24 protein-coding genes are annotated in these 20,993 nt (G+C 54.2%); 13 read left to right on the top strand and 11 right to left on the bottom strand.

The features are described from left to right. Positions 1-116: 116 nt before the first annotated feature. The 3 genes from MON40_RS07715 to MON40_RS13370 are packed head-to-tail and all read right to left on the bottom strand — an operon-like array spanning position 117 to position 1,572. The gene (locus MON40_RS07715) at positions 117-785 is read right to left on the bottom strand and encodes a histidinol-phosphatase (protein WP_003778969.1); all 669 of its coding nucleotides are present in this window, start codon (positions 783-785) and stop codon (positions 117-119) included. Next, complete coding sequence (gene hda, locus MON40_RS07710; protein ID WP_003763115.1) at positions 782-1,450, bottom strand: DnaA regulatory inactivator Hda; 669 nt, start codon at positions 1,448-1,450, stop codon at positions 782-784. Before hda ends, MON40_RS07715 begins: the two co-directional genes overlap by 4 nt. Beyond that, positions 1,447-1,572, bottom strand: a complete 126-nt coding sequence (locus MON40_RS13370) for a hypothetical protein (protein ID WP_276307965.1) — start codon at positions 1,570-1,572, stop codon at positions 1,447-1,449. Before MON40_RS13370 ends, hda begins: the two co-directional genes overlap by 4 nt. A gap of 56 nt (positions 1,573-1,628) precedes the next feature. On the opposite strand from MON40_RS13370, the gene MON40_RS07705 reads away from it, so the two are divergent. Further along, the gene (locus MON40_RS07705) at positions 1,629-2,267 is read left to right on the top strand and encodes a DedA family protein (protein WP_003756379.1); all 639 of its coding nucleotides are present in this window, start codon (positions 1,629-1,631) and stop codon (positions 2,265-2,267) included. A 74-nt stretch (positions 2,268-2,341) separates the two neighbouring features. Here the strand turns inward: MON40_RS07705 and MON40_RS07700 are convergent, their stop codons facing one another. Further along, positions 2,342-2,761: a YidB family protein gene (locus tag MON40_RS07700; protein WP_003763112.1), complete on the bottom strand. Its 420-nt coding sequence runs from the start codon at positions 2,759-2,761 to the stop codon at positions 2,342-2,344. A gap of 409 nt (positions 2,762-3,170) precedes the next feature. On the opposite strand from MON40_RS07700, the gene MON40_RS07695 reads away from it, so the two are divergent. From MON40_RS07695 to MON40_RS07680, 4 genes are all read left to right on the top strand, one after another. Next, positions 3,171-5,351: a TonB-dependent siderophore receptor gene (locus MON40_RS07695; RefSeq protein ID WP_003778965.1), complete on the top strand. Its 2,181-nt coding sequence runs from the start codon at positions 3,171-3,173 to the stop codon at positions 5,349-5,351. Between the two features lie 420 nt (positions 5,352-5,771). Then, positions 5,772-6,047 (top strand): hypothetical protein, encoded by a 276-nt coding sequence (locus MON40_RS07690; protein WP_003778961.1) that lies wholly within the window; start codon positions 5,772-5,774, stop codon positions 6,045-6,047. Continuing rightward, positions 6,040-7,545: a PepSY-associated TM helix domain-containing protein gene (locus tag MON40_RS07685; protein ID WP_003778959.1), complete on the top strand. Its 1,506-nt coding sequence runs from the start codon at positions 6,040-6,042 to the stop codon at positions 7,543-7,545. Before MON40_RS07690 ends, MON40_RS07685 begins: the two co-directional genes overlap by 8 nt. Positions 7,546-7,547: 2 nt before the next feature. Next, positions 7,548-7,826 (top strand): DUF3325 family protein, encoded by a 279-nt coding sequence (locus tag MON40_RS07680; RefSeq protein WP_242925847.1) that lies wholly within the window; start codon positions 7,548-7,550, stop codon positions 7,824-7,826. A gap of 143 nt (positions 7,827-7,969) precedes the next feature. Here MON40_RS07680 and MON40_RS07675 read toward each other — a convergent pair whose 3' ends face one another. Next, positions 7,970-9,127, bottom strand: coding sequence for a sugar transporter (locus tag MON40_RS07675; RefSeq protein WP_003778956.1), 1,158 nt, complete (start codon positions 9,125-9,127; stop codon positions 7,970-7,972). A gap of 135 nt (positions 9,128-9,262) precedes the next feature. Here MON40_RS07675 and MON40_RS07670 point away from each other — a divergent pair, with 135 nt between their 5' ends. The 6 genes from MON40_RS07670 (at position 9,263) to MON40_RS07645 (ending at position 14,380) form a co-directional block, all read left to right on the top strand. Further along, a complete protein-coding gene (locus MON40_RS07670; protein WP_003778954.1) occupies positions 9,263-9,640 on the top strand; it encodes a hypothetical protein in 378 nt (125 codons plus the stop codon). Positions 9,641-9,771: 131 nt separating this feature from the next. After that, positions 9,772-11,022, top strand: coding sequence for a serine hydroxymethyltransferase (gene glyA, locus MON40_RS07665; RefSeq protein WP_003756352.1), 1,251 nt, complete (start codon positions 9,772-9,774; stop codon positions 11,020-11,022). Between the two features lie 120 nt (positions 11,023-11,142). Continuing rightward, positions 11,143-11,493 carry a helix-turn-helix domain-containing protein gene (locus tag MON40_RS07660; protein WP_003756620.1) on the top strand — a complete coding sequence of 117 codons (351 nt, stop codon included), beginning with the start codon at positions 11,143-11,145 and terminating at the stop codon, positions 11,491-11,493. Then, a complete protein-coding gene (locus tag MON40_RS07655) occupies positions 11,397-12,293 on the top strand; it encodes an IS3 family transposase (protein ID WP_242925846.1) in 897 nt (298 codons plus the stop codon). The genes MON40_RS07660 and MON40_RS07655 overlap by 97 nt, the downstream gene beginning before the upstream one ends. 177 nt (positions 12,294-12,470) lie before the next feature. After that, complete coding sequence (locus MON40_RS07650) at positions 12,471-13,685, top strand: pyridoxal phosphate-dependent aminotransferase (RefSeq protein WP_003778950.1); 1,215 nt, start codon at positions 12,471-12,473, stop codon at positions 13,683-13,685. Between the two features lie 14 nt (positions 13,686-13,699). Then, positions 13,700-14,380 (top strand): SIR2 family NAD-dependent protein deacylase, encoded by a 681-nt coding sequence (locus MON40_RS07645; protein ID WP_003778948.1) that lies wholly within the window; start codon positions 13,700-13,702, stop codon positions 14,378-14,380. 407 nt (positions 14,381-14,787) lie between these two features. On the opposite strand, the gene MON40_RS07640 is transcribed toward MON40_RS07645, so the two are convergent. The 3 genes from MON40_RS07640 to MON40_RS07630 all read right to left on the bottom strand — a co-directional run bounded on the left by MON40_RS07640 (position 14,788) and on the right by MON40_RS07630 (position 17,223). After that, positions 14,788-14,934 carry a hypothetical protein gene (locus MON40_RS07640; protein WP_003767024.1) on the bottom strand — a complete coding sequence of 49 codons (147 nt, stop codon included), beginning with the start codon at positions 14,932-14,934 and terminating at the stop codon, positions 14,788-14,790. Between the two features lie 192 nt (positions 14,935-15,126). Continuing rightward, positions 15,127-15,981, bottom strand: a complete 855-nt coding sequence (gene lgt / locus MON40_RS07635; protein WP_003778946.1) for a prolipoprotein diacylglyceryl transferase — start codon at positions 15,979-15,981, stop codon at positions 15,127-15,129. Between the two features lie 111 nt (positions 15,982-16,092). Continuing rightward, on the bottom strand, positions 16,093-17,223 hold the full coding sequence (locus MON40_RS07630; protein ID WP_003778945.1) for a M14 family metallopeptidase: 1,131 nt from the start codon (positions 17,221-17,223) through the stop codon (positions 16,093-16,095). 92 nt (positions 17,224-17,315) lie between these two features. On the opposite strand from MON40_RS07630, the gene MON40_RS07625 reads away from it, so the two are divergent. Both MON40_RS07625 and argB read left to right on the top strand, forming a co-directional pair. Then, the gene (locus MON40_RS07625) at positions 17,316-17,501 is read left to right on the top strand and encodes a hypothetical protein (RefSeq protein ID WP_003778943.1); all 186 of its coding nucleotides are present in this window, start codon (positions 17,316-17,318) and stop codon (positions 17,499-17,501) included. 30 nt (positions 17,502-17,531) lie between these two features. Further along, positions 17,532-18,422, top strand: a complete 891-nt coding sequence (gene argB, locus MON40_RS07620) for an acetylglutamate kinase (RefSeq protein WP_003778941.1) — start codon at positions 17,532-17,534, stop codon at positions 18,420-18,422. 165 nt (positions 18,423-18,587) lie between these two features. Here the strand turns inward: argB and MON40_RS07615 are convergent, their stop codons facing one another. The 3 genes from MON40_RS07615 to MON40_RS07605 all read right to left on the bottom strand — a co-directional run bounded on the left by MON40_RS07615 (position 18,588) and on the right by MON40_RS07605 (position 20,954). Beyond that, the gene (locus MON40_RS07615; RefSeq protein WP_003778939.1) at positions 18,588-19,562 is read right to left on the bottom strand and encodes a class 1 fructose-bisphosphatase; all 975 of its coding nucleotides are present in this window, start codon (positions 19,560-19,562) and stop codon (positions 18,588-18,590) included. 70 nt (positions 19,563-19,632) lie between these two features. Further along, positions 19,633-20,007 (bottom strand): hypothetical protein, encoded by a 375-nt coding sequence (locus MON40_RS07610; protein WP_039863081.1) that lies wholly within the window; start codon positions 20,005-20,007, stop codon positions 19,633-19,635. A 101-nt stretch (positions 20,008-20,108) separates the two neighbouring features. After that, complete coding sequence (locus MON40_RS07605; protein ID WP_003778935.1) at positions 20,109-20,954, bottom strand: 23S rRNA (adenine(2030)-N(6))-methyltransferase RlmJ; 846 nt, start codon at positions 20,952-20,954, stop codon at positions 20,109-20,111. Positions 20,955-20,993: the final 39 nt, after the last annotated feature.

The raw sequence follows: 20,993 nt of genomic DNA, 5'->3' as shown, positions 1-20,993 counted from the left end.
TTTCGTGGGCACAGCCCACGCTACGGGGTTGTGCTATTTTCAGACGACCTTTGTTTTTCGTGGGCTAAGCCCACGCTACGGAGTTGCGCCCGTTTGGGCGGCGGGTGCGGTTTTGCTTATTTGAAGTTCAATATCGGCCAACCTTTTGCTTTGGCTTCCTGTTCCAGCTCGGCATCGGGGTTGACGGCGACGGGTTCGTTGACGAGGCGCAGCAGTGGCAGGTCGTTTTTGGAGTCGCTGTAAAAATAGGTTTTGCCATAGCTTTCGAGCGTTTCGCCGCGTTCGGCGAGCCATTGGTTCAGGCGGGTGATTTTGCCTTCTTTGAGGCTGGGCGTGCCGATGTAGTTGCCGGTGTAGCGGCCGTCGACACCGGTTTCGAGTTGGGTGCCGATGATGTTGGTGATGCCGAAAAGGTGGCAGATGGGGGTGATGATGAACTCGTTGGTCGAGGAGATGACGAGGGTTTCGTCGCCCGCCATTTGATGGCTCTGCACCAGCATACGCTGCATGGGCGAGATGTGGGGCGTGATGAACTCCGCCATAAATTCGCGGTGAAATTCTGCCAGCTCTTCTTTGCTGTAACGGGCGAGCGGGGCGAGGTGGAATTTAAGGAAGGCGTCGATGTCGAGGCAGCCGTTTTGGTAGTCGCGGTAGAATTTTTCGTTTTGCGCTTCGGTTTCGGCAACGTCAACCAGCCCTTTTTTGATGAGGTATTGCGGCCAAGAGTGGTCGGAATCGGTGTTGATGAGGGTGTTGTCGAGGTCGAAGATGGCGAGGTTTTTCATTGGGTTTCCTGTTGTTTCAAAAGCTGGCGCAGAAGCGGCAGGGTAATGCGTTTGCCCATGGTAACGGCGTAGTTGTCCAGCGTGTCGAGCATCTGCATCAGGCTGTCCATGTCGCGCCGCCAGTGGTTGAGCAGGTATTCGAAGATTTCGGGGTCTATGGTGACTTGGCGCGCCGCCGCCATGCTGACGAGCGCGTCGATTTTTTCTTGGTCGGTCAGGGGTTTGACTTCGTAAACGAGGCAGTACGCCATGCGGGTACGCAAGTCTTCACGGATGACGAGCTGTTGGGGTGTGTGTTCGGAACTTAACAGCAGAAAGCCTTTGCCGCTGTTGCGGAAGCGGTTGAATACGGCAAACAGGAGGGCTTGTTCTTCGTTGCCCAGTTTTTCGATTTGGTCGATGGCGAGGTATTCGGCTTCAAAGGCGGCTTCGGTCAGGGGCGTGGCGGCAGCGTCGATATAGACGGCTTTTTTCCCTGCGTCGAGCGCTTGGGCGACCCATGCGCGCAGCAGGTGGCTTTTGCCCGCGCCTTCTTCGCCCCAAACGTAGATAAACGGGTCGTGTTTATGCTGTAACACATAGACCAGTTCGGCATTTTCCGTTCCGAGGAATTTGTCGAAACCGGGATAGCCGCGTTCGGCGAAGTCGAAAATAAGCTGGTTCACAAAGGCATACCGGATGGGTTGGAATCGGGTTTATTGTACGTTGTTTTGTCAACGCGTATCAAGGCGCGGGGTCGTCTGAAAAAGGGGCGCGCGGCATGGGTTTCATATACAATGGCGGACATTTGGCAACGCGTCTGTTTTCAGACGACCCCTGTCTTTTTTATTTCAGGAAAATCTCGTGATTTCGACCCTTATTGATTTTATCCTCCACATCGACCAGCATTTGGTTGAGATTTCCGCGCAATACGGCGTATGGATTTACGCGGTGTTGTTTTTGATTATTTTCTGCGAAACCGGTTTGGTGGTTACGCCGTTTCTGCCGGGCGATTCGCTGCTGTTTGCCGCGGGCGGGATTGCCGCGGTCGGCAGCATGAATATTCATGTCATGATCGCGCTGCTTTTGGCCGCCGCGATTTTGGGCGATGCCGCCAACTTCATGATCGGCAAATTTTTCGGGCGCAAACTCTTTGCCAACCCCGATTCCAAAATCTTCCGCCAGTCGTATTTGGAGAAAACCCACGCGTTCTACGAAAAACACGGCGGCAAAACCATCATCATCGCCCGCTTCGTCCCGATTGTGCGGACGTTCGCCCCGTTTGTCGCGGGCATGGGCAGTATGCACTACGGCACCTTCATCCGCTACAACATCATCGGCGCGGTATTGTGGGTCTTGTCGTTTTCCTATGCCGGCTATTTCTTCGCCAATATTCCGGTTGTCAAAAACAATCTGGCTTTAGTGATGGTGGCGATTATCGTAATTTCCATCCTGCCGGGTGTGGTCGAAGTCATCCGCGCGAGAAGGGCGGCGAAGAAATAAGAAACAATTTGAACCATAAGAGAAGGTCGTCTGAAAACGTTTTTCAGACGACCTTTTTGTATTTTTCGTGCTGCTTACTTGGTAAAGTTTTTCAATATCGCCGAAGCAATATCGTCCAAACCGAATCCGTCCGCATCCTGCGCAGAACCGTTCGGCGTGGCTTTGTCCACCAGATTGGGCAGAATCTGCGCCAACATATCGCCGGCTTGCTGGCTGTCGAGACCGAACTTTTGCGCTACTTGGCTGATGGCATCGCTGCCCAAAGCGTTTTGCAAATCGCTGCCGGATACAGGCAGATTGCTTTGTTGGTTGGAAACCCAGCTGTTCAATACGTCGCCCAGCCCGCCTTGTTGCAATTGATTAATCAGATTGCCCACGCCGCCTTGTTGTTGTACCAAATTCATCGCCATTTCGGTCAGCGAGTTTTGTCCGTTTTCGTCTTTGCCGCCCAAGGCTTGCGCCGCCACGTTCAACAAACTGTCCATTAATGCCATAAAGCCTCCTTGTGTGATGTGTGAGTGTGAAGTGTAAAGAACCCAGAGTGTAACAAAATTCCGACGCTTGTTTGCCAATTTAACCCAATTAAACAACGAACTGACGGGCTGCAGTAATTTTCCAGAGATTCCAGAAATCCAAAGTGTTGGATTCTCGTCTCAGCCTGCCTTCGCGTAGACTGGGGTGGGAATGACGGTATTCAATATCCCCTTTCCAAACTTTTACAAACCCTCTGTCATTTCTTTTTCCTATCCCTGTTCACCGCATCATAGCGTCCTGCCCGTTTTGCATTTTTCTACCCCGTCTTCCGAATAAAACAAAATGAAACAAAATTACCAATTTTTATACAAAAATTATTATCAATCCTATCAATCTATTGTTTGAACTTGAAAAGGAGAATTTGTAGCAATGAAGTTTTACCATTTGAGCGCGCCGCTGTTACTTATCCTGCCTGTCTGCACGCAGGCGGCGGACGCATACGTTCCCGCCGATGCCGAACCGGCAGCAGTTACCCTTTCCACTGTTACCGTGCGCGGTAAGCGGCAGAAGTCGTTGAACAAGGGCTATACCGCTTCGGGCACTTACGCCGCGACGGGGATGCCGCTGACGCTGAGCGAGGTGCCGCAGAGCGTGAGCGTGGTAACCGACAAACAGATGAAGGACCAAGGCAAGCGCAGCGTTTACGACGCGCTCTCATGGGTCAACGGTATCAGCGGCAATCCGGCAAGTTCGCGCTATGCGGTAACCAACATGTATGCGCGCGGCGAGAAGGTCAACGATTACCAGATAGACGGCATGACCACCGAAATCGACGGCAACCAACTGCTGAACTCGGGCGCGTACGAGCGGGTGGAAGTCGTGCGCGGCACTTCCACCTTGCAGGGCAGCGTGGGCGACCCGAGTGCGACGGTGAACCTGGTACGCAAGCGTCCGACCAAAGAGCGGCAGGCTGAAATTTCCGTCGGCATCGGCAGATGGCGGCGTTGGAATGCCGAGGCCGATGTGTCCGGGCCGCTCAACCCAAGCGGCAGCCTGCGCGGTCGCGCCGTGGTCAACGCCGAGGGCGGGCGGCATTGGACCGAGGGGGCGCGCGACCGCAGCGGCATGGTTTACGGCATTGCCGAATACGACTTTTCGCCGCAAACCACCGCCTACGCCGGCATCAACCACCAGCGCGCGCGCGAAAAAGAATTTTACGGCGGGGACCTGCCCGTTTACGACAGCGCAGGCTACCCCACCCGCTTCGGTATCCGTGACAACAACAAAATCAAAGGCAGCAGCTATAGGGAACGCGCGACGGAACTCTTTACCGGACTGGAACACCGCTTTGAAAACAACTGGAAAGCCAAGCTGGAATACCGCTACAACCGTGAGAAAACCTTCAATCCCGGTATGGGTGACGCCCCATACAACTATCTCAGGCACGACGACAGCTCGGCCGGAGCCAAATTTTATAAAATGGCCGACAATATCGTCAGCCATGCCTTCAGCTTCAAGCTCAACGGGCAATACGATTTATGGGGGCGCAAACACGAAGCCGTATTCGGCATCGGAGGCTACCGCACGCGGAACAAACGCGCCTGGGCAAACTCTGAAGGCAACTATTCCATAGACGACATCTACGATTTCATACGCCGCCGCGACTATCCCGCCATCGCTTCCGTCAACGACTGGAAATGGGAGGGAGACACCATCGCGACACGCCAAATCAGCGGCTATGCCGCCACCCGCCTGCACGCCACCGACAAACTCTCGCTGCTTTTGGGCGCCAACTACGCCCGCTACCATTACCAAGCCATACCGGTTGGCGGCAGCCCGAATACGGAAGCCAAAGAAGGCCGCTTCGCCCCCTACGCCGGCATCACCTACGACCTCACTGACAACCTCTCCGCCTACGCCTCCTACAGCCGCCTGTTCAAGCCGCACGAAAACGGCGAAACAGACATCAACCGCCGCCCCATCGATCCGATTACCGGCCGCACCGTCGAGGCTGGACTGAAAGGCGAATGGCTCGAAGGCCGTCTGAACGCCTCGCTGTCGGTGTTCCAATCTAAACGACGCAACGTCCCCGTCGAAGCGGGCAAATTTGACAACGACGACACCTACTACCGCGCAGCGAATACCAAAGCCCACGGCTGGGAAGCCGAAATCAGCGGCTCGCCCGCCGAAGGCTGGGACATCAGCGCGGGCGTGCAGTCGCACCTGACCCGCGAAGAAAACGGCAACCGGCCCAACAGCCAATACGACCCGCGCCACAGCTTCAAACTCTTCACCACCTACCGCCTGCCCAAAACCCGCTGGACCCTTGGCGGCGGCGTGCGCTGGCAAAGCAAGACCTTTGTGGACAAATACAGTGACCTCAGCAATATCGAGTTTGACGACGATGAAGCCAAAGAACGCGCCCGCGTCTTCTCCCGCCAAAAATCCTTCGCCGTGGTCGACCTGAACGCGCAGTACCAAGTTTCGAAAAACGCCGAACTGACGCTGAATTTCGACAACGTATTCGACAAACGCTACCGCATGGATACGGCGTACCACGACTACGGCCAGCCGAGGAGTCTGTCGGGGACGCTCAGGTATAAGTTTTGACGGGGTTTGGGGTTGCTGTAATTCTTGAAGGTCGTCTGAAACCTATAGTGGATTAAATCTAAATCAGGACAAGGCGACGAAGCCGCAGACAGTACAGATAGTACGGAACCGATTCACTTGGTGCTTCAGCACCTTAGAGAATCGTTCTCTTTGAGCTAAGGCGAGGCAACGCCGTACTGGTTTAAAGTTAATCCACTATATAATCCGTCATTCCCGCGCAGGCGGAAATCTAGAAATCTTTGGGATTCGGCGATTTTTAGAGATTCCTGAAACTCCAAAGGTCTGGATTCCCGTTTTCACGGGAATGACGGCCGTGAGGTTCCCGTACTCTGCAAAGGCTGTCTGAAACCTGTCATTTCTAAAGGTCGTCTGAAAAACACCCAATCGAATAAAAGTAACAAATATCCCAAGGAAAACCATATGAGTCCCATCCTGCCACGCCCGCTGCACATCGCGGCGCGGATTGTGCTGGCTTCGGCCGGAAGCTACTGGGTATCCGCGCTGGCGGCGGGTACGGTTCCGCTTTATGCGGGCGGGTCAACCAATGCCGTTTACGGCGGCACCCTCCTAGGCATCACGCTGCTGCCGCTGGTATTTCTGTGGGCGTTGGCGGCACGGCGGCTGCGGACGGTGTTTTGCGTGCTGTCGCTGTCGGTGTTGCTGCTTTCGGCGGCAGGAGAGCTGCCGCATGACTAAGGAGGCGGGGCTTCGCAAGGTAATGGCGGAAATCCACACATGGACGGGACTGGTCTGTTCGTGGGTTTTGTTCGTAATATTCCTTGCGGGAAGCATTGCGTTTTTCCGTGCCGAACTGGATGTATGGATGCAGCCGGAGCTGCCGTTTTCAGACGGCCTGCCGGACGAACGGGTTTCGCTGGCGACCGCCCTGGACTATCTGCGCCGCCATGCGCCGAATGCGGCAGAATGGTCGGTTTCTCTGCCGACCGAACGTTCGCCGTACCTGGATTTGGGCTGGACGGAGAGCGGGGCCGAAGAGGCGTCCTATACCACCATCAGCCCTTATCCTGACGCGCCGCAGTCCAAACCGCGCGAAACGGCGGGGGCGGGTTATCTGGTTTCCATCCACAGCAACCTCGCGGCGGCGGAATACGGCGGTTACTGGCTGACGGCTGCGGCCGCGGTGGTCGCGCTGGCGGCGGTAATCAGCGGCGTGATTGTGCATAAAAAGATTTTGGCGGAGTTTTTCACTTTCCGCGCAGGCAAAAAGCTCAGAAGCTGGCTGGACGCGCACAACCTGCTGGGCGTACTGCCGCTGCCGTTTCATGTGATGATTGTTTACAGCGGCCTCTTGCTGACTTCGCATACGGTGATGACCTACAGCCAAACGGCAGCGGAATTGTCGGATGAAGAATTCGAGGCGCGCTCCGCCTATGTGTCGAGGTCGTCTGAAAACGCAGGGAAGCGGTGGGAGATGGCGGATTGGTATCCGACGGTGCAGAGGCTGCGCCCGAACGGGACGGACAAGGAAATCAACTTGACCATCACCGACCCCGACCGCGAAGAAGTGGTGTTGTCGGCGGATTATTTCGACAAAAGAAGCGTCGGCTCGAACCCTGATTTGTCGGTGGCGGTACGTTTGCGCGACGGGGCGCAGGTGTACCGCAAAGATGCCTACGGCGGCTTCGAACAGGCCTACTCTTCGCTCTACAGCCTGCATACGGCGGGCTTTGCCGACTATCCGACGCTCTGGCTTTATTTCTTCAGCGGTATGGCGGGTTGCGGTATGATTGCGACGGGCGCGGTAATGTGGCCGATGAAGCGGCGCAACCGCAAACAGCCGCCCCTGCGCGGGATTGCGTGGGCGGAACGCATCAACATCGCCGTGTTCGCCGGTTTCCCGCTCGCCTGCGCCACCTTTTTCTGCACCAACCGCCTGCTGCCCGCAGACTGGGACGGGCGCGAAATTTGGGAAGCGCAAAGCCTCTTTACCGTCTGGGCCGCTGCTGCGGTTGCCGCTTTCTTCCCCTGCCCCGCGCATATCAAATGGCGCGGCCTGTTTTACGCCGCCGCCGCACTGTGCGCCCTGATCCCGCTCTTGGATATTTATGTCAGACGGCCTCTCTGGCTGTCAATTCGGTCGGGGGACACGCTCTATTGGACGGTGGAACTGTGTTTCCTGACATTTGCGGCAATATTCTTCCTCATCGCCCGCCGCATCGCAAAGGCGCAATGACCATGCTGTATTTCCTGATGTTTTCCCTCTGCTTCGGCGGCTTTTTCTGCCTCATGCTCTCGCAAACGCCCCACGCCAAAACCATGCTCGGACGACCCGTCCAACACCCCGCCCGCCTGCGCCTCGCCGGCGCAACCCTCCTTGCCGCCGCCCTTGCCGCCGCACTCGCTTCGCCCCATCCCGCCGCCGCCAGCACAAGCTGGTTCGGCTGCCTGAGCGCAGGCGCAGCCTTGTGCGCGGTTGCAGTTTATTTTCGGGGAAAGGGAGCCCGCAGGAAGTAAAATTTATCGGATTAAAATCAAAAGTCGTCTGAAACAAAACAACGTTTTCAGACGACCTTATTTTATATAGTGGATTAACTTTAAATCAGGACAAGGCGAGGTAACGCCGTACTGGTTTACAGTTAATCCACTATACAACCCCCTTATTTCCGCATCTCAACCAACATCCGACACACGCCCAATCCTGCCGCTGCCAAGATTGCGGCTACAAATCCGATGTTGGAAATACCTGCCCACACGGTAACGTAATGTCCCAAAAGCGCGCCGCCGCCGATACCGACGTTGTAGAGGCCTGAGTAAATCGAGTTGGCTACATCCGTCGCATCCGAGGCAAAGTCCAATACTTTGGATACCATGCCGAGGCTTAAGACGACGATGGCGATACCCCAGACAAACACCAGCGCGTAAACGGCTATCGGGTAAGCGGCAAGGGGCAGCAGGCAGAGCGTTGAAGCCATGATGACGGATACCGAGGTCAGCAGGAATGCGCGCTGGTGTTTGGCAAACCATTTGCCGAACAAATACGACGCGGCAAATCCCGCCAGCCCGTACAGACTCAAGACGATGGTCACTTGTTCGGGCGCGAAGCCGCCGGCTTGCAGGACGAAGGGTTCGATATAGCTGTATGCCGTAAAGTGGGCGGTAATCAGGAGGACGGTCAGCGCGTAGAGCAGCATGAGGTTTTTGCGCTTGAGCAATCCGGGCAGGCTTTTGAGCGAACCTGTGTTCACGCTGGGCAACAGCGGCAGGTTTTTCGCCAATATGCCCATGACCGCTGCCGCGCAAAGTCCGATAAGCAAAAAGCTGAACTGCCAGCTTGAGTGTTGCCCGATAACGCGCCCCAGCGGGATGCCCGCCACCATCGCCATGACCGTCCCCGTACTGAGCAGCCCCAAAGCCTGATTGCCTTTACCCTGCGGCGCAACGCGTACTGCCAGCGAGGCGGTAATCGACCAAAACACGGCGTGCGTCAAGGCGATGCCGATGCGGCTGATGAGCAGGATTTCGAAACTTTGGGCGAAATAGGAAACGATGTGGCTGAGGGTAAAGAACGCGAAGAGGACAAGCAGCAGCTTTCGGCGTTCGACGTTTTTCGTTACCAGCATCAGCGGCAGTGACAATAGCGCGACAATCCAGGCATACACGGTAATCATGATGCCGACTTCGGTCGGCGGCATATTGAAGGTTGCGCCGATGTCGCTCAATAGGGCAATCGGGATATATTCGGTGGTGTTGAAAATGAATGCGCCGACCGCCAGGGCGATGACGCTTAGCCATTGTTTGTTTGTGTTTGCTGACATTGGGGTTTCCCTTTTTATATTTGTCTTCAAAAATTTATCGATTTTGTAATTATACTACTTTCAGACGACCTTCCTACTGCGCCGATACAAAATTCCGCCCTAGACGCTCCCGCATCATCGGCATACAATCTTTGCATGAACACCAAACGCCCCAAGCTCTCCCGTTTTGCCCATATTTACGGCATGAACGGGCAATTCGTCCTGTTGGAACAGCATTCCGAGTGGATGCCGGTCAACGATGCCGACTACGACAACGCACCCGCATTGCCGGCGGGGTTTGTGTTTGCGGATGAAGCGTTCTATACGACCGACGGCAGCGTGCCGCCGCTCATCCTGCCCGACAACATCAAAATCTTCAACGAAGAAGCGCGCAAACTCGAACGCCGCAGGCTGGACGCGCTGGCTTTGGAAGAGTTGGGCAAAAACCTTGCCGCCGCCCAAGCCGAGACCGACCTCGAAGCCCTGCTCGAAAAAATCGACTTTCATTTAAAACAGGACAATCTGTTCAAATAAACTTTTCAGACGACCCCTCCAGCCGCAAAGGGGTCGTCTGAAAGATAAAATCGTTGACAATCCGACCCGATTTGGTACATTGTTCAATGCTTATGAATCCCCGTTTCCCAACCGACAAAGGAGTCGAGAAGATGTTTTCAAAAAGCGTCAACCTAGCCCAATATGATCCGGAGCTGGCAGCCGCCATTGCCCAAGAAGACCAACGCCAGCAAGACCACGTCGAACTGATTGCTTCCGAAAACTACGTCAGTTGCGCCGTGATGGAGGCACAAGGTTCGCAATTGACCAACAAATACGCCGAAGGCTACCCCGGCAAACGCTACTACGGCGGCTGCGAATACGTCGATATCGTCGAACAGCTGGCAATCGACCGCGTCAAAGAACTCTTCGGTGCGGAATACGCCAACGTCCAACCCCATTCCGGCTCCCAAGCCAACCAAGCCGTGTACGCCTCCGTCCTCAAACCCGGCGACACCATCCTCGGCATGAGCCTCGCCCACGGCGGCCACCTGACTCACGGCGCCAGCGTCAATATTTCCGGCAAACTCTACAACGCCATTACCTACGGCTTGGATGAAAACGAAGTCCTCGATTACGCCGAAGTCGAACGCCTCGCGCTTGAACACAAACCCAAAATGATCGTTGCCGGCGCATCTGCCTACGCCCTGCAAATCGACTGGGCGAAATTCCGCGAAATCGCCGACAAAGTCGGTGCCTACCTCTTTGTCGATATGGCGCACTACGCAGGCCTGATTGCCGGCGGCGAATATCCCAACCCCGTCCCATTCTGCGACTTCGTGACTACCACCACCCACAAAACCCTGCGCGGCCCGCGCGGCGGCGTGATTTTGTGTCGTGACAACACGCATGAAAAAGCGTTGAACTCTTCCATCTTCCCAAGTCTGCAAGGCGGCCCGCTGATGCACGTCATCGCCGCCAAAGCCGTTGCGTTCAAAGAAGCCCTGCAACCCGAGTTCAAACAATACGCGAAACAGGTGAAAATCAATGCCGCAGCGATGGCGGAAGAATTGGTCAAACGCGGCTTGCGCATCGTTTCCGGCCGCACCGAAAGCCACGTTTTCCTCGTTGACCTGCAACCGATGAAAATCACCGGCAAAGCCGCCGAAGCCGCATTGGGCAAAGCAAACATCACCGTCAACAAAAACGCCATTCCGAATGACCCGGAAAAACCGTTCGTTACCTCCGGTATCCGCATCGGCTCCGCCGCCATGACCACGCGCGGCTTTAACGAAGCCGACGCCCGTGTCCTCGCCAACCTCGTTGCCGATGTTTTGGCAAATCCTGAAGACGAAGCGAATTTGGCAAACGTCCGCAAACAAATCACCGCGCTTTGCGACAAATACCCCGTTTACGGCGCGTAATCGGCTTGCCCGTTTAAGCATCTTGCAACACGGAAAGGTCGTCTGAAAATCTTGAAAAAGGGTGAACTGCACCCCAAAAGTTGGACACATCCCCTCCAACTCACAAGGTGCAGTTTTTTTATGAGCAAATATACATTACACTTCAAATACCAAGCCGTACTCCACTACCTGCATATACGCAGCCAACAACGTACCGCAGACCACTACGGCATTTCCCGAACCCACCTGAGACGATGGATACGCGCCTATCAAGAAGGCGGTATCGGCGCACTCGAACATCCCCAATCCAAAACCATGCCCCAACACCGCAAAAACCCCTTCATCGCAGATAAACCCGACCAAGAAAAAACACAGGCAGAGCTTATTGAAGAACTGTGCTATATGCGCGCAGAGGTCGCCTACCTAAAGGAGTTAAAAGCCCTCAGCCAAAAGCAGACCGCAAAGGACAAAGCCAAACCGTCCAAACACTGAGGGCGCAACACCCGCTCAAATACCTGCTGCACATCGCAAACCTGCCCAAAAGCAGCTTTTACTACCATCACCAAGACCGACCCGATCCCGAAGCAGCCGACAAAGCCCTCCTTGTCGAAACCTACCGGCGGCATAAAGGACGCTACGGACAAAGGCGCATTGCCGCAGCATTGGGTTGGAACCGCAAAAAAGTGGCGCGGTTGATGAAGCAGATGGAACTGAAAGCCCTCATACGGGCGAAAAAAGCCTACCGCCATCCCGCCATGGGCGAAATATCGGAACACCTCCTCAAACGCCGGTTCAAAGCCCGAAAGCCCAACGAAAAATGGCTGACCGACGTTACCGAACTCAAAGGGAAGGACGGCAAACTGTACCTCTCGCCAATCTTGGACTTGTTCAACCGCGAGATCGTCGCCTACGCCATGAGCCGCAGAGCCGACAGCGAAATGGTGAAGGAAATGCTCGAAAAAGCCGCCCCCCGTCTGACTGCTAAAGGAACGATGCTGCATTCGGACCAAGGCGTGCTGTACCGTACGTCGGGATATAGGGAATTGCTTGCGGAGTATTCCATGGTTCAAAGCATGTCGCGAAAGGCGAACTGTTGGGACAATGCGCCGATGGAAAGCTTCTTTGCGGTGTTAAAGACGGAGTGTTTCTATAACGCAGGTGAATTGACGGTAGATGAATTGATGAAGCAGATAGATGACTATATGGATTACTACAACCGGGAGCGTTGCAGTTTGAAATTGAAAAAGCTGAGTCCTGTCGCATACAGAACCCAGCTTGCACAGAGCGCCTGAATAGGCTTTTATGAGTGTCCAAGATTTGGGGGCCAGTTCAGTTTTCAGACGACCTTATTTGTTTTTGACACTTGATTCTTGCAGCAGCGGGCAAAAATCCCGCATTTACCCCTTTCTTTCCGCCTGCAAACGGAGTACATTTATCCCCATTGTTAACAATTTTACGGAACACACATCATGGAGAAATTTCCCAAGTCGTCCAAGCTGGACCATGTTTGCTACGACATCCGCGGCCCGGTACACAAAAAAGCCCTGCAACTCGAAGAAGAAGGCCATAAAATCCTCAAGCTCAATATCGGCAACCCTGCGCCGTTCGGCTTTGAAGCGCCCGATGAAATCTTGGTGGACGTGATCCGCAACCTGCCGACCGCGCAGGGCTATTGCGATTCCAAAGGGCTGTATTCCGCCCGCAAGGCCATCGTTCATTACTATCAAACCAAAGGTCTGCGCGACATTTCGGTCAACGACGTTTACATCGGCAACGGCGTGTCCGAGCTGATTACCATGTCCATGCAGGCACTTTTGAACGACGGCGACGAAATCCTGATTCCCGCGCCCGACTATCCGCTGTGGACGGCTGCCGCCACTTTGGCGGGCGGTACGGTGCGCCATTATTTGTGCGACGAAGAAAACGACTGGTTTCCCAACCTTGCCGATATGGAAGCCAAAATCACACCCAAAACCAAAGCCATCGTCGTCATCAATCCCAACAACCCTACCGGCGCGGTGTACAGCAAAGAAATCCTGCTCGAAATCGCCGAGTTGGCGCGCAAACACGGTCTGATCATCTTCGCCGATGAAATCTACGACAAAATCCTCTACGACGGCGCGGTTCACCACCACATTGCCGCACTCGCGCCCGACTTGCTGACCATTACCTTCAACGGACTCTCCAAAGCTTACCGCGTTGCCGGATTCCGCCAAGGCTGGATGGTGCTCAACGGCCCGAAAGAACATGCCAAAGGCTATATCGAAGGCCTCGATATGCTCTCGTCCATGCGCCTATGCGCCAACACGCCCATGCAACACGCCATCCAAACCGCTTTGGGCGGCTATCAAAGCATCAACGAATTCATCCTGCCCGGCGGCCGCCTGCTGGAGCAGCGCAACAAAGCATGGGAACTTGTCAACCAAATTCCCGGCATATCCTGCGTCAAGCCGATGGGGGCGCTTTATATGTTCCCGAAAATCGACACCGAAATGTACGGCATCCATGACGACATGAAATTTATCTACGACTTGCTCGTGCGCGAAAAAGTCTTGTTCGTCCAAGGAACGGGGTTCAACTGGATACGCCCCGACCACTTCCGCATCGTTACCCTGCCGTACACCCACCAAATCGAAGAAGCCATGGGCAAACTCGAGCGCTTCTTGCAGACTTACCGGCAATAAGGCGGGATAACGATATGAAAAAATGCGTTGTCCTGACCGGCGCGGGAATCAGCGCCGACAGCGGGTTGCTGACTTTCCGCGATGCGGGCGGTTTGTGGGAAGGGCATAGGGTTACAGATGTCTGCACGCCCGAAGCCTTGGCGCGCAATCCTAAGCTTGTGATTGATTTTTATAACCAGCGCAGGCTTCAGGCAAACGCCGCCGAGCCGAACGCCGCACATTTGGCGTTGGTCAAGCTGGCGCAATATTATGATGTGCACATCATCACTCAGAATGTGGACGCGCTGCACGAGAAGGCAGGCAGCAGCAAAGTATTGCACCTGCACGGCGAGCTGAACAAACTGCGCAGCACCATCGATGAAGATGAAATCATCGAATTCACCGGCGAGCAGACCGACGACGTGCGCGACAGCCAAGGCAATCCGATGCGCCCGCATATCGTGTTTTTCGGCGAACAAGTACCGATGTTTGACGCGGCGGTCGAAGAAATGCGCGATGCCGATGTGGTCATGATTGTCGGCACGTCGATGCAGGTTTATCCGGCGGCTTCGCTGATTCATTACGCGCCGCCCGCTGCGGAACGCTATCTGGTCGATCCGAACCCGCAAGGCGTGGGCGCGGATGTCGAAGTGATTCCGAAACGCGCGGCGGAAGGCGTGCCGGCATTGGTTGAGCATTTGATTAGTCGGGCTTAAGACGGTTTGAAAATGCGGAAACGTCGTCTGAAAACGGGCAATGCTTGTTTTCATACGACGTTTTGTTTTGCAATGGTTATTTTGTGACAAGACAGTTGCCGCAGACAGACTTCGTGTTGCGTTTGGGCAACTTGGTAGGGCAAAGAGCATATAGTGGATTAACTTTAAATCAGGACAAGGCGACGAAGCCGCAGACAGTACAGATAGTACGGAACCGATTCACTTGGTGCTTCAGCACCTTAGAGAATCGTTCTCTTTGAGCTAAGGCGAGGCAACGCCGTACTGATTTAAAGTTAATCCACTATAGCATCCGTTTTGACAGAATCCGCCATATCCTTCCACGATAAAAAGGTCATCTGAAAACCATGTTTCAGGTTTTCAGACGACCTTTGTTTTTCAAAACGGAATCAACCGCCGCATGCGCCGCAGCAACCGCCTTCGCTGTGGCCGCCGCGTTTTTCTTCGTTGTTGACTACGGGCAGCTCGACTTCTTCAGACTGTTCTTTTTTGTCTTCGGGCAGGTCGTTGACTTTGATTTTGTTTTCTTCTGACATTTTAGGCTCTCTTTAAAAAAGGGTGGAAAGGTGTGCCAAGATACCATCGGGCGGCGGATAAACCAAGCCGGATTTAAGATTTTTTGCGATTCGGTTTGATAAATCACAAATTGTGCCCGTTTGGAATGGCTGACGTAATAACGGGACGCTGGTTATCGCGTCCCGTTTGGGTTTTCAGACGACCTTTGGGCATCAGTTCAGGCGATTTTTCTTACCGAACCAAACGAAACCAATCGCGCCCAAAACAATCATCGGCACGCTCAACCATTGTCCCATCGACAAGCCCAAGGTGAGCAAGCCGAGATAATCGTCGGGCTGGCGGGCGTATTCGGCGATGAAGCGGAAGAAGCCGTAGCCGCCGAGGAAGAGGGAGGCGACTTGTCCGGTCGGGCGCGGTTTTTTGGAGAAAATCCATACGACGATGAAGAGGCAGATGCCTTCAAGCGCGAATTGGTAGAGTTGCGAAGGATGGCGCGGCAGTACGTGGTATTGCTGCATCCATTCCGCCCAAAGCGGGTTGCGCACGGCGGCGTTGAGGTCTTCTGCGCGCGCTTGCGGGAAGCCCATTGCCCAAAAGGCGTTGATATCGGTAATGCGGCCCCAGAGTTCACCGTTGATGAAGTTGCCGATCCGGCCGGAAGCCAAACCCAGCGGAACGAGCGGTGCGACGAAATCCATGGTTTTCAAGGTGCTGATTTTGTGTTTGCGGCTGAACAGCCACATGGCGATGACGACGCCCAAGAAGCCGCCGTGAAACGACATGCCGCCTTCCCAGACTTTGAGCATTTCGAGCGGATGGTCGAGGTAGTATGAGAATTTGTAAAACAGGATATAGCCGAGCCGTCCGCCGAGGATGACGCCCAACACGCCCCAGGTCAGGAAGTCGTCGAGCATTTCTTGGGTAAAGGCGGTGTTGCCTTGTTTGATGCGGCGGCGGCCCAGCCATAAGAAGAGCATAAAGCCGACGATATAGCTGAGGGCATACCAGCGGATGGCGATAGGGTCAATACTGATTGCAACAGGATTGAACTTCGGATGTATCATCATGATGTGTGTTCCTTATGGGAAGGGCGGTTTATGTGTTTTAGCCCGACAAAGGTCGTCTGAAAATGCCGATTGGGATTTTCAGACGACCTTTTGTGTGATAGGGAAAAATAATTATCGTAAATCATCGACAACGTTCAAAACAGCCGACAACATGGCTTCGCCCAAACGCAGGGAGCGTTGGCCGTTCCAACCGAAGTCGTCGTCAGGCAGGTTGGCATTGTCTTTAAACGGCATTTCGAGCGTATAGGCGAGGCAGTCGAAACGGTTGCCCACCCAGTTGGTCGCGAGCGTCATGTTTGCCTGACCGGACGCGTCTTTTTCATAGCCGTATTCGTCTTGGAAGTCAGGGCTGGCGGAGAGTAGGGCGGTTTTGAACTGCGTTTCCAGCGCGGCGATGCGCGGATTGTAGTTCGGCACGCCTTCCGTACCGGCAACAAAGACAAACGGCAATGCTTCGTCGCCGTGAATGTCTAGGAACAAATCCACGCCGGTTTCCAGCATTTTTTCGCGTACGAGGAAGACTTCCGGGCTTTTTTCCAAAGTCGGGCTTTCCCATTCGCGGTTGAGGTTTGCGCCGGCGGCATTGGTGCGCAGGTTGCCCAATACCGAGCCGTCGGGGTTCATGTTCGGCACGATGTAGAACGTGGCGCGGTCGAGCAGGGTGCGCGCGGTCGGGTCTTGCGGATCGAGCAGACGGCCGAGCAGGCCTTCGATAAACCATTCCGCCATCGTTTCGCCCGGGTGTTGGCGGGCGATAATCCAGATTTTCATGTCGCTTTCGACTTGGTTGCCGATGGTCAGCAGATTGATGTCGCGGCCTTGCACCGTGCTGCCCAAGTCGTCGATGCGGCAAAGCCCGCTGCCTTGCGCGTCGCCCAAGAGGTTTAAATGCTGTTCGTGGGAATAAGGCTCGAAATAGGCGTAGTAAACGCTGTTGGAAAGCGGGGTATGGTTGATGGTCAGCACGCCGTTTTCGTATTCGGTCGGGACACGGAACCAATTTTGGCGGTCGTAAGAGGCGCACGCCTGATAATCTTCCCAGCCTTGCGGATAAGCCGAATCCGCCGCATTTTCAAAGTGCATCACGCAATTCTGATACGCCGCACCTTGCAGGCGGAAGTAAAACCATTGGGCAAAATCGGAAGCGTTGTCCGGACGCAGGGCGAGGCGGATATTGGCAGGGTCGGTCAGGTCTTTGACGACGACGGAGCCGGCATCAAATTGAGTGCTGATTTTAATCATGGGAAAGTCCTCGGTATATCGGGCGAACCGGATAACCGTTGTTTGAAAAAATGTGTGGGCGATACCGCGTCCGTCGGCGACGGCAAACCGATATGCCCGAATCCGTTGATTCTACCATTCCGACGGGCGCGTCCTCAACCGATAAGGGGCGGGGAATGTTGTTTCAGACGACCTTTGACGTTAAGATAGGGCAGATTCACTTTAAATCAGGACAAGATGGCGAAGCAGCAAACAGTTGCGAAGCTGATTTTTACAGATTCAAAGGTAATCCGCTATAATGATTAAATTGTTAATAATGAGACACGATTATGAGCGAATCCCACCCCATTTCCGCAGCCGATAAAGCGCGCATTTTAGCCGAAGCCCTGCCGTATATCCGCCGTTTTTCCGGCTCCGTCATCGTCATCAAATACGGCGGCAACGCCATGACCGAGCCTGCTTTGAAAGAAGGTTTCGCCCGCGATGTCGTTTTGCTCAAACTGGTGGGCATCCACCCCGTCATCGTCCACGGCGGCGGCCCGCAAATTAATGAAATGTTGGAAAAAATCGGTAAAAAAGGCGAATTCGTGCAAGGCATGCGCGTGACCGACGGCGAAACGATGGACATCGTCGAAATGGTGTTGGGCGGCCATGTGAATAAAGAAATCGTCTCGCTGATTAATTTGCAAGGAGGACGCGCGGTCGGCGTCACCGGGCGTGACAACCACTTCATCAAAGCGAAAAAACTGCTGGTCGATACGCCCGAACGGGCAGGCGTGGACATCGGACAAGTCGGCACGGTCGAAAGCATAGACGTGCGCCTGATTGAAGGCTTGATCGAACGCGGCTGCATCCCCGTCGTCGCGCCCATCGGCGTTGGCGCAAAAGGCGAAGCCTTCAACATCAACGCAGATTTGGTCGCAGGCAAACTGGCGGAAGAGTTGAACGCGGAAAAACTGCTGATGATGACCAATATCGCCGGCGTGATGGACAAAGAAGGCAACCTGCTGACCAACCTCACGCCAAGCCGTATCGGCGAATTAATCGCAGACGGCACGCTCTACGGCGGTATGTTGCCCAAAATCAGCTCCGCCGTCGAAGCGGCAAGCAACGGCGTCAAAGCCACCCACATCATCGACGGCCGCCTGCCCAACGCGCTTTTGCTGGAAATTTTCACCGATGCGGGTATAGGCTCGATGATTTTGGGCGAAAGGCCATAACGGCCCGCAGATGAGTCAAGGCTTGCCGAACAGCAGGCCTTGTAAATGCCCGAATACTAAATACACAAAAGGTCGTCTGAAAACCTGTTTCAACGTTCATAGAGAATGCTGAAACGGATTTTCAGACGACCTTTTTATGGCAGGATAGCCTACAAACTCAACATCTTATTTTTGATGCAGCTTGCCGACATATTCGACTTCCTCGCGGCTGCCCATGACGACGGCTACGCGTTGGTGCAGACCCGTGGGAATAATGTCGAGCATGTTTTCCAAAGCATTGCTTGCAGCCGCGCCTGCCTGTTCCAAAATCAGGCTCATCGGGTTGGCTTCGTACATCAGGCGCAGCTTGCCGGGTTTGGACGGATCGCGTTTGTCTTGAGGATACATGAATACGCCGCCGCGCATCAGGATGCGGTGGATTTCTGCGACCATGCTCGCCACCCAGCGCATATTGTAATTTTTACCGCGAATGCCCGTATCGCCTGCCAGCAGCTCGTTAATATATTGCTGCATAGGGGCTTGCCAGTGGCGGGCGTTGGACATATTGATGGCAAACTCTTTGGTCGATGCCGGAACTTGCGGATTTTCTTTGGTCAGGACGAATTCGTTGTTTTCGTTGAGCGTAAACACGAAAACGCCGTGTTTCAAAGTGAACACTAGTTGGGTTTGCGGGCCGTACAAAACATAACCTGCCGCCACTTGGTCACGGCCTTTTTGCAGGAAGGATTCGGTATTCAGACGACCTTCGGGCTTGGTAAGTACGGAAAAAATCGTACCGACGGAAATATTGACATCGATATTGGACGAGCCGTCCAGAGGGTCGAACAGGACGAGATAGCCGCCGTTTTCGTTGGCTGCTACAAAAGTATCCTCTTCCTCGCTTGCCAAACCGGCGACATGGGCGTTGTTTTTCAAGACGTCAATCAGGATATCGTTGGCAATCACGTCCAGCTTTTTCTGATCTTCGCCCTGAATATTGCCCGTACCCGCCATGCCCAACACGCCGGCGAGTGCGCCCAAGCGGACTTTGCCGCTGATGTCGGAGCAGGCGGCGACAATGGATTCGAGGACGCTGCCCAATTCGGCAGGAATGTTGTTTTGCTGTAAATGCTGCGGTAGGAATTGCGCTAATGTTTTCATATCGGACTCGGTTTCTGGCTATAAATAAAGAAAAGGTCGTCTGAAAATGGTTTTCAGACGAGGTCGGTATTTATTTTTTGCTTGAAGGGGCGGAGGCGGTGCCACCTATCATTTCTTTGGCGCATTCGACCGCGCTTTGCTTGATTTTGGTTTTCAGCTCGCCGCCGACTTCGCCGCCGATCAGTTTCGACATATCGTCGATGGATATCTGGTCTGCGGTTTTTTCCGAAGCGCACGAACAGATTTGCTGTATGGTATCAGACGGTATCGCACTGCTTTTCGGCGCTTTTTCCACGCAGATGGCTGTCGCGCTGCTGATGAAATGGCCGCGCAATTCTTCGCCGAAGGTTTCTTGTACCGTATCTTGAACCGAACGTTCGCAGGAGCATAGAAAAAGCGTGCAAAGGGAAGCCAAAAGCAATGAAGCGGGATGTCTGATCGTCATGATTTGAAAGCGTGAAAACAATGTAGTGAATTGTAGTTTAAATCGGAAGCCCATGCCACAGGATTTCCCACCGGTGTCTTGGTTCGACGGGATAATATCGATTATTTTATGCAACTGTTTAAGACGAAGCGTGCGCCGTTGTCTTGTGCCAATATGTCGGTCAACGCGGGAAGATTGTTTTTCAGCAACTCCGGCAGCAGGTAGGGCGGGTTGATGATAAACATGCCACTGCCGTGCATCCCGAATCCGTCCGGACGCGGGGTGTGGACGTGCAGCTCGGCGTGCAGGTAGCTGTCGGGCATCAGCTTTTGCAGTTGCTCGGGCAGCTTGCGGCTTTCTTCGCGGCTCAAGCAGGGATACCAAACCATATAACAACCCTGCTCAAAGCGTTTGAGCGCGTCTTTTAAAGTTTGGACAACGCGCTGATAGTCTTGTTTTTCTTCATACGGAGGGTCTATCAGGACAACAGCACGGCGCGGTGGTGGCGGCAGCAGCGAAATCAGACCGCGAAAACCGTCTGCCTGCATTATTTGTCCGCGCCTGCCCAAGCGCGCTTCTTCCATATTGTTTTTCAGATGTTGGAAATCGGCAGGGTGCAGCTCAAACAAACGCAGTTTGTCGCTGTCGCGCGTTAGGGCTTGGGCAAGCCACGGCGAACCGCAATAGAGTTGCTCTTGTGGGAGTATGGCATTCAGACGGGCGATGAAGGCGGACAGCTCGGGCGGCAGATGTTCCGCTTCTTGAAGCAACTGGATGCCTTGTTTGTATTCGCCGACTTTTTGCGCTTCGCTGCCGCTCAAGTCATATAAACCCGCGCCGCTGTGGGTATCGATATACCAATAGGGCTTGTCTTTTTGATTGAAGTAATCAAGCGTCAGGAAAAGGATGAAATGCTTGATCATATCGGCATGGTTGCCGGCATGGAAGGCGTGGCGGTAGCTGAGCATAAGAGGTCGTCTGAAAAAGGAAAAATGGATTATATAGGC

This window comes from Neisseria macacae ATCC 33926, assembly GCF_022749495.1.
Classification (GTDB): Bacteria; Pseudomonadota; Gammaproteobacteria; order Burkholderiales; family Neisseriaceae; genus Neisseria; species Neisseria macacae.
This window is presented reverse-complemented; position numbering and strand designations above follow the sequence as displayed.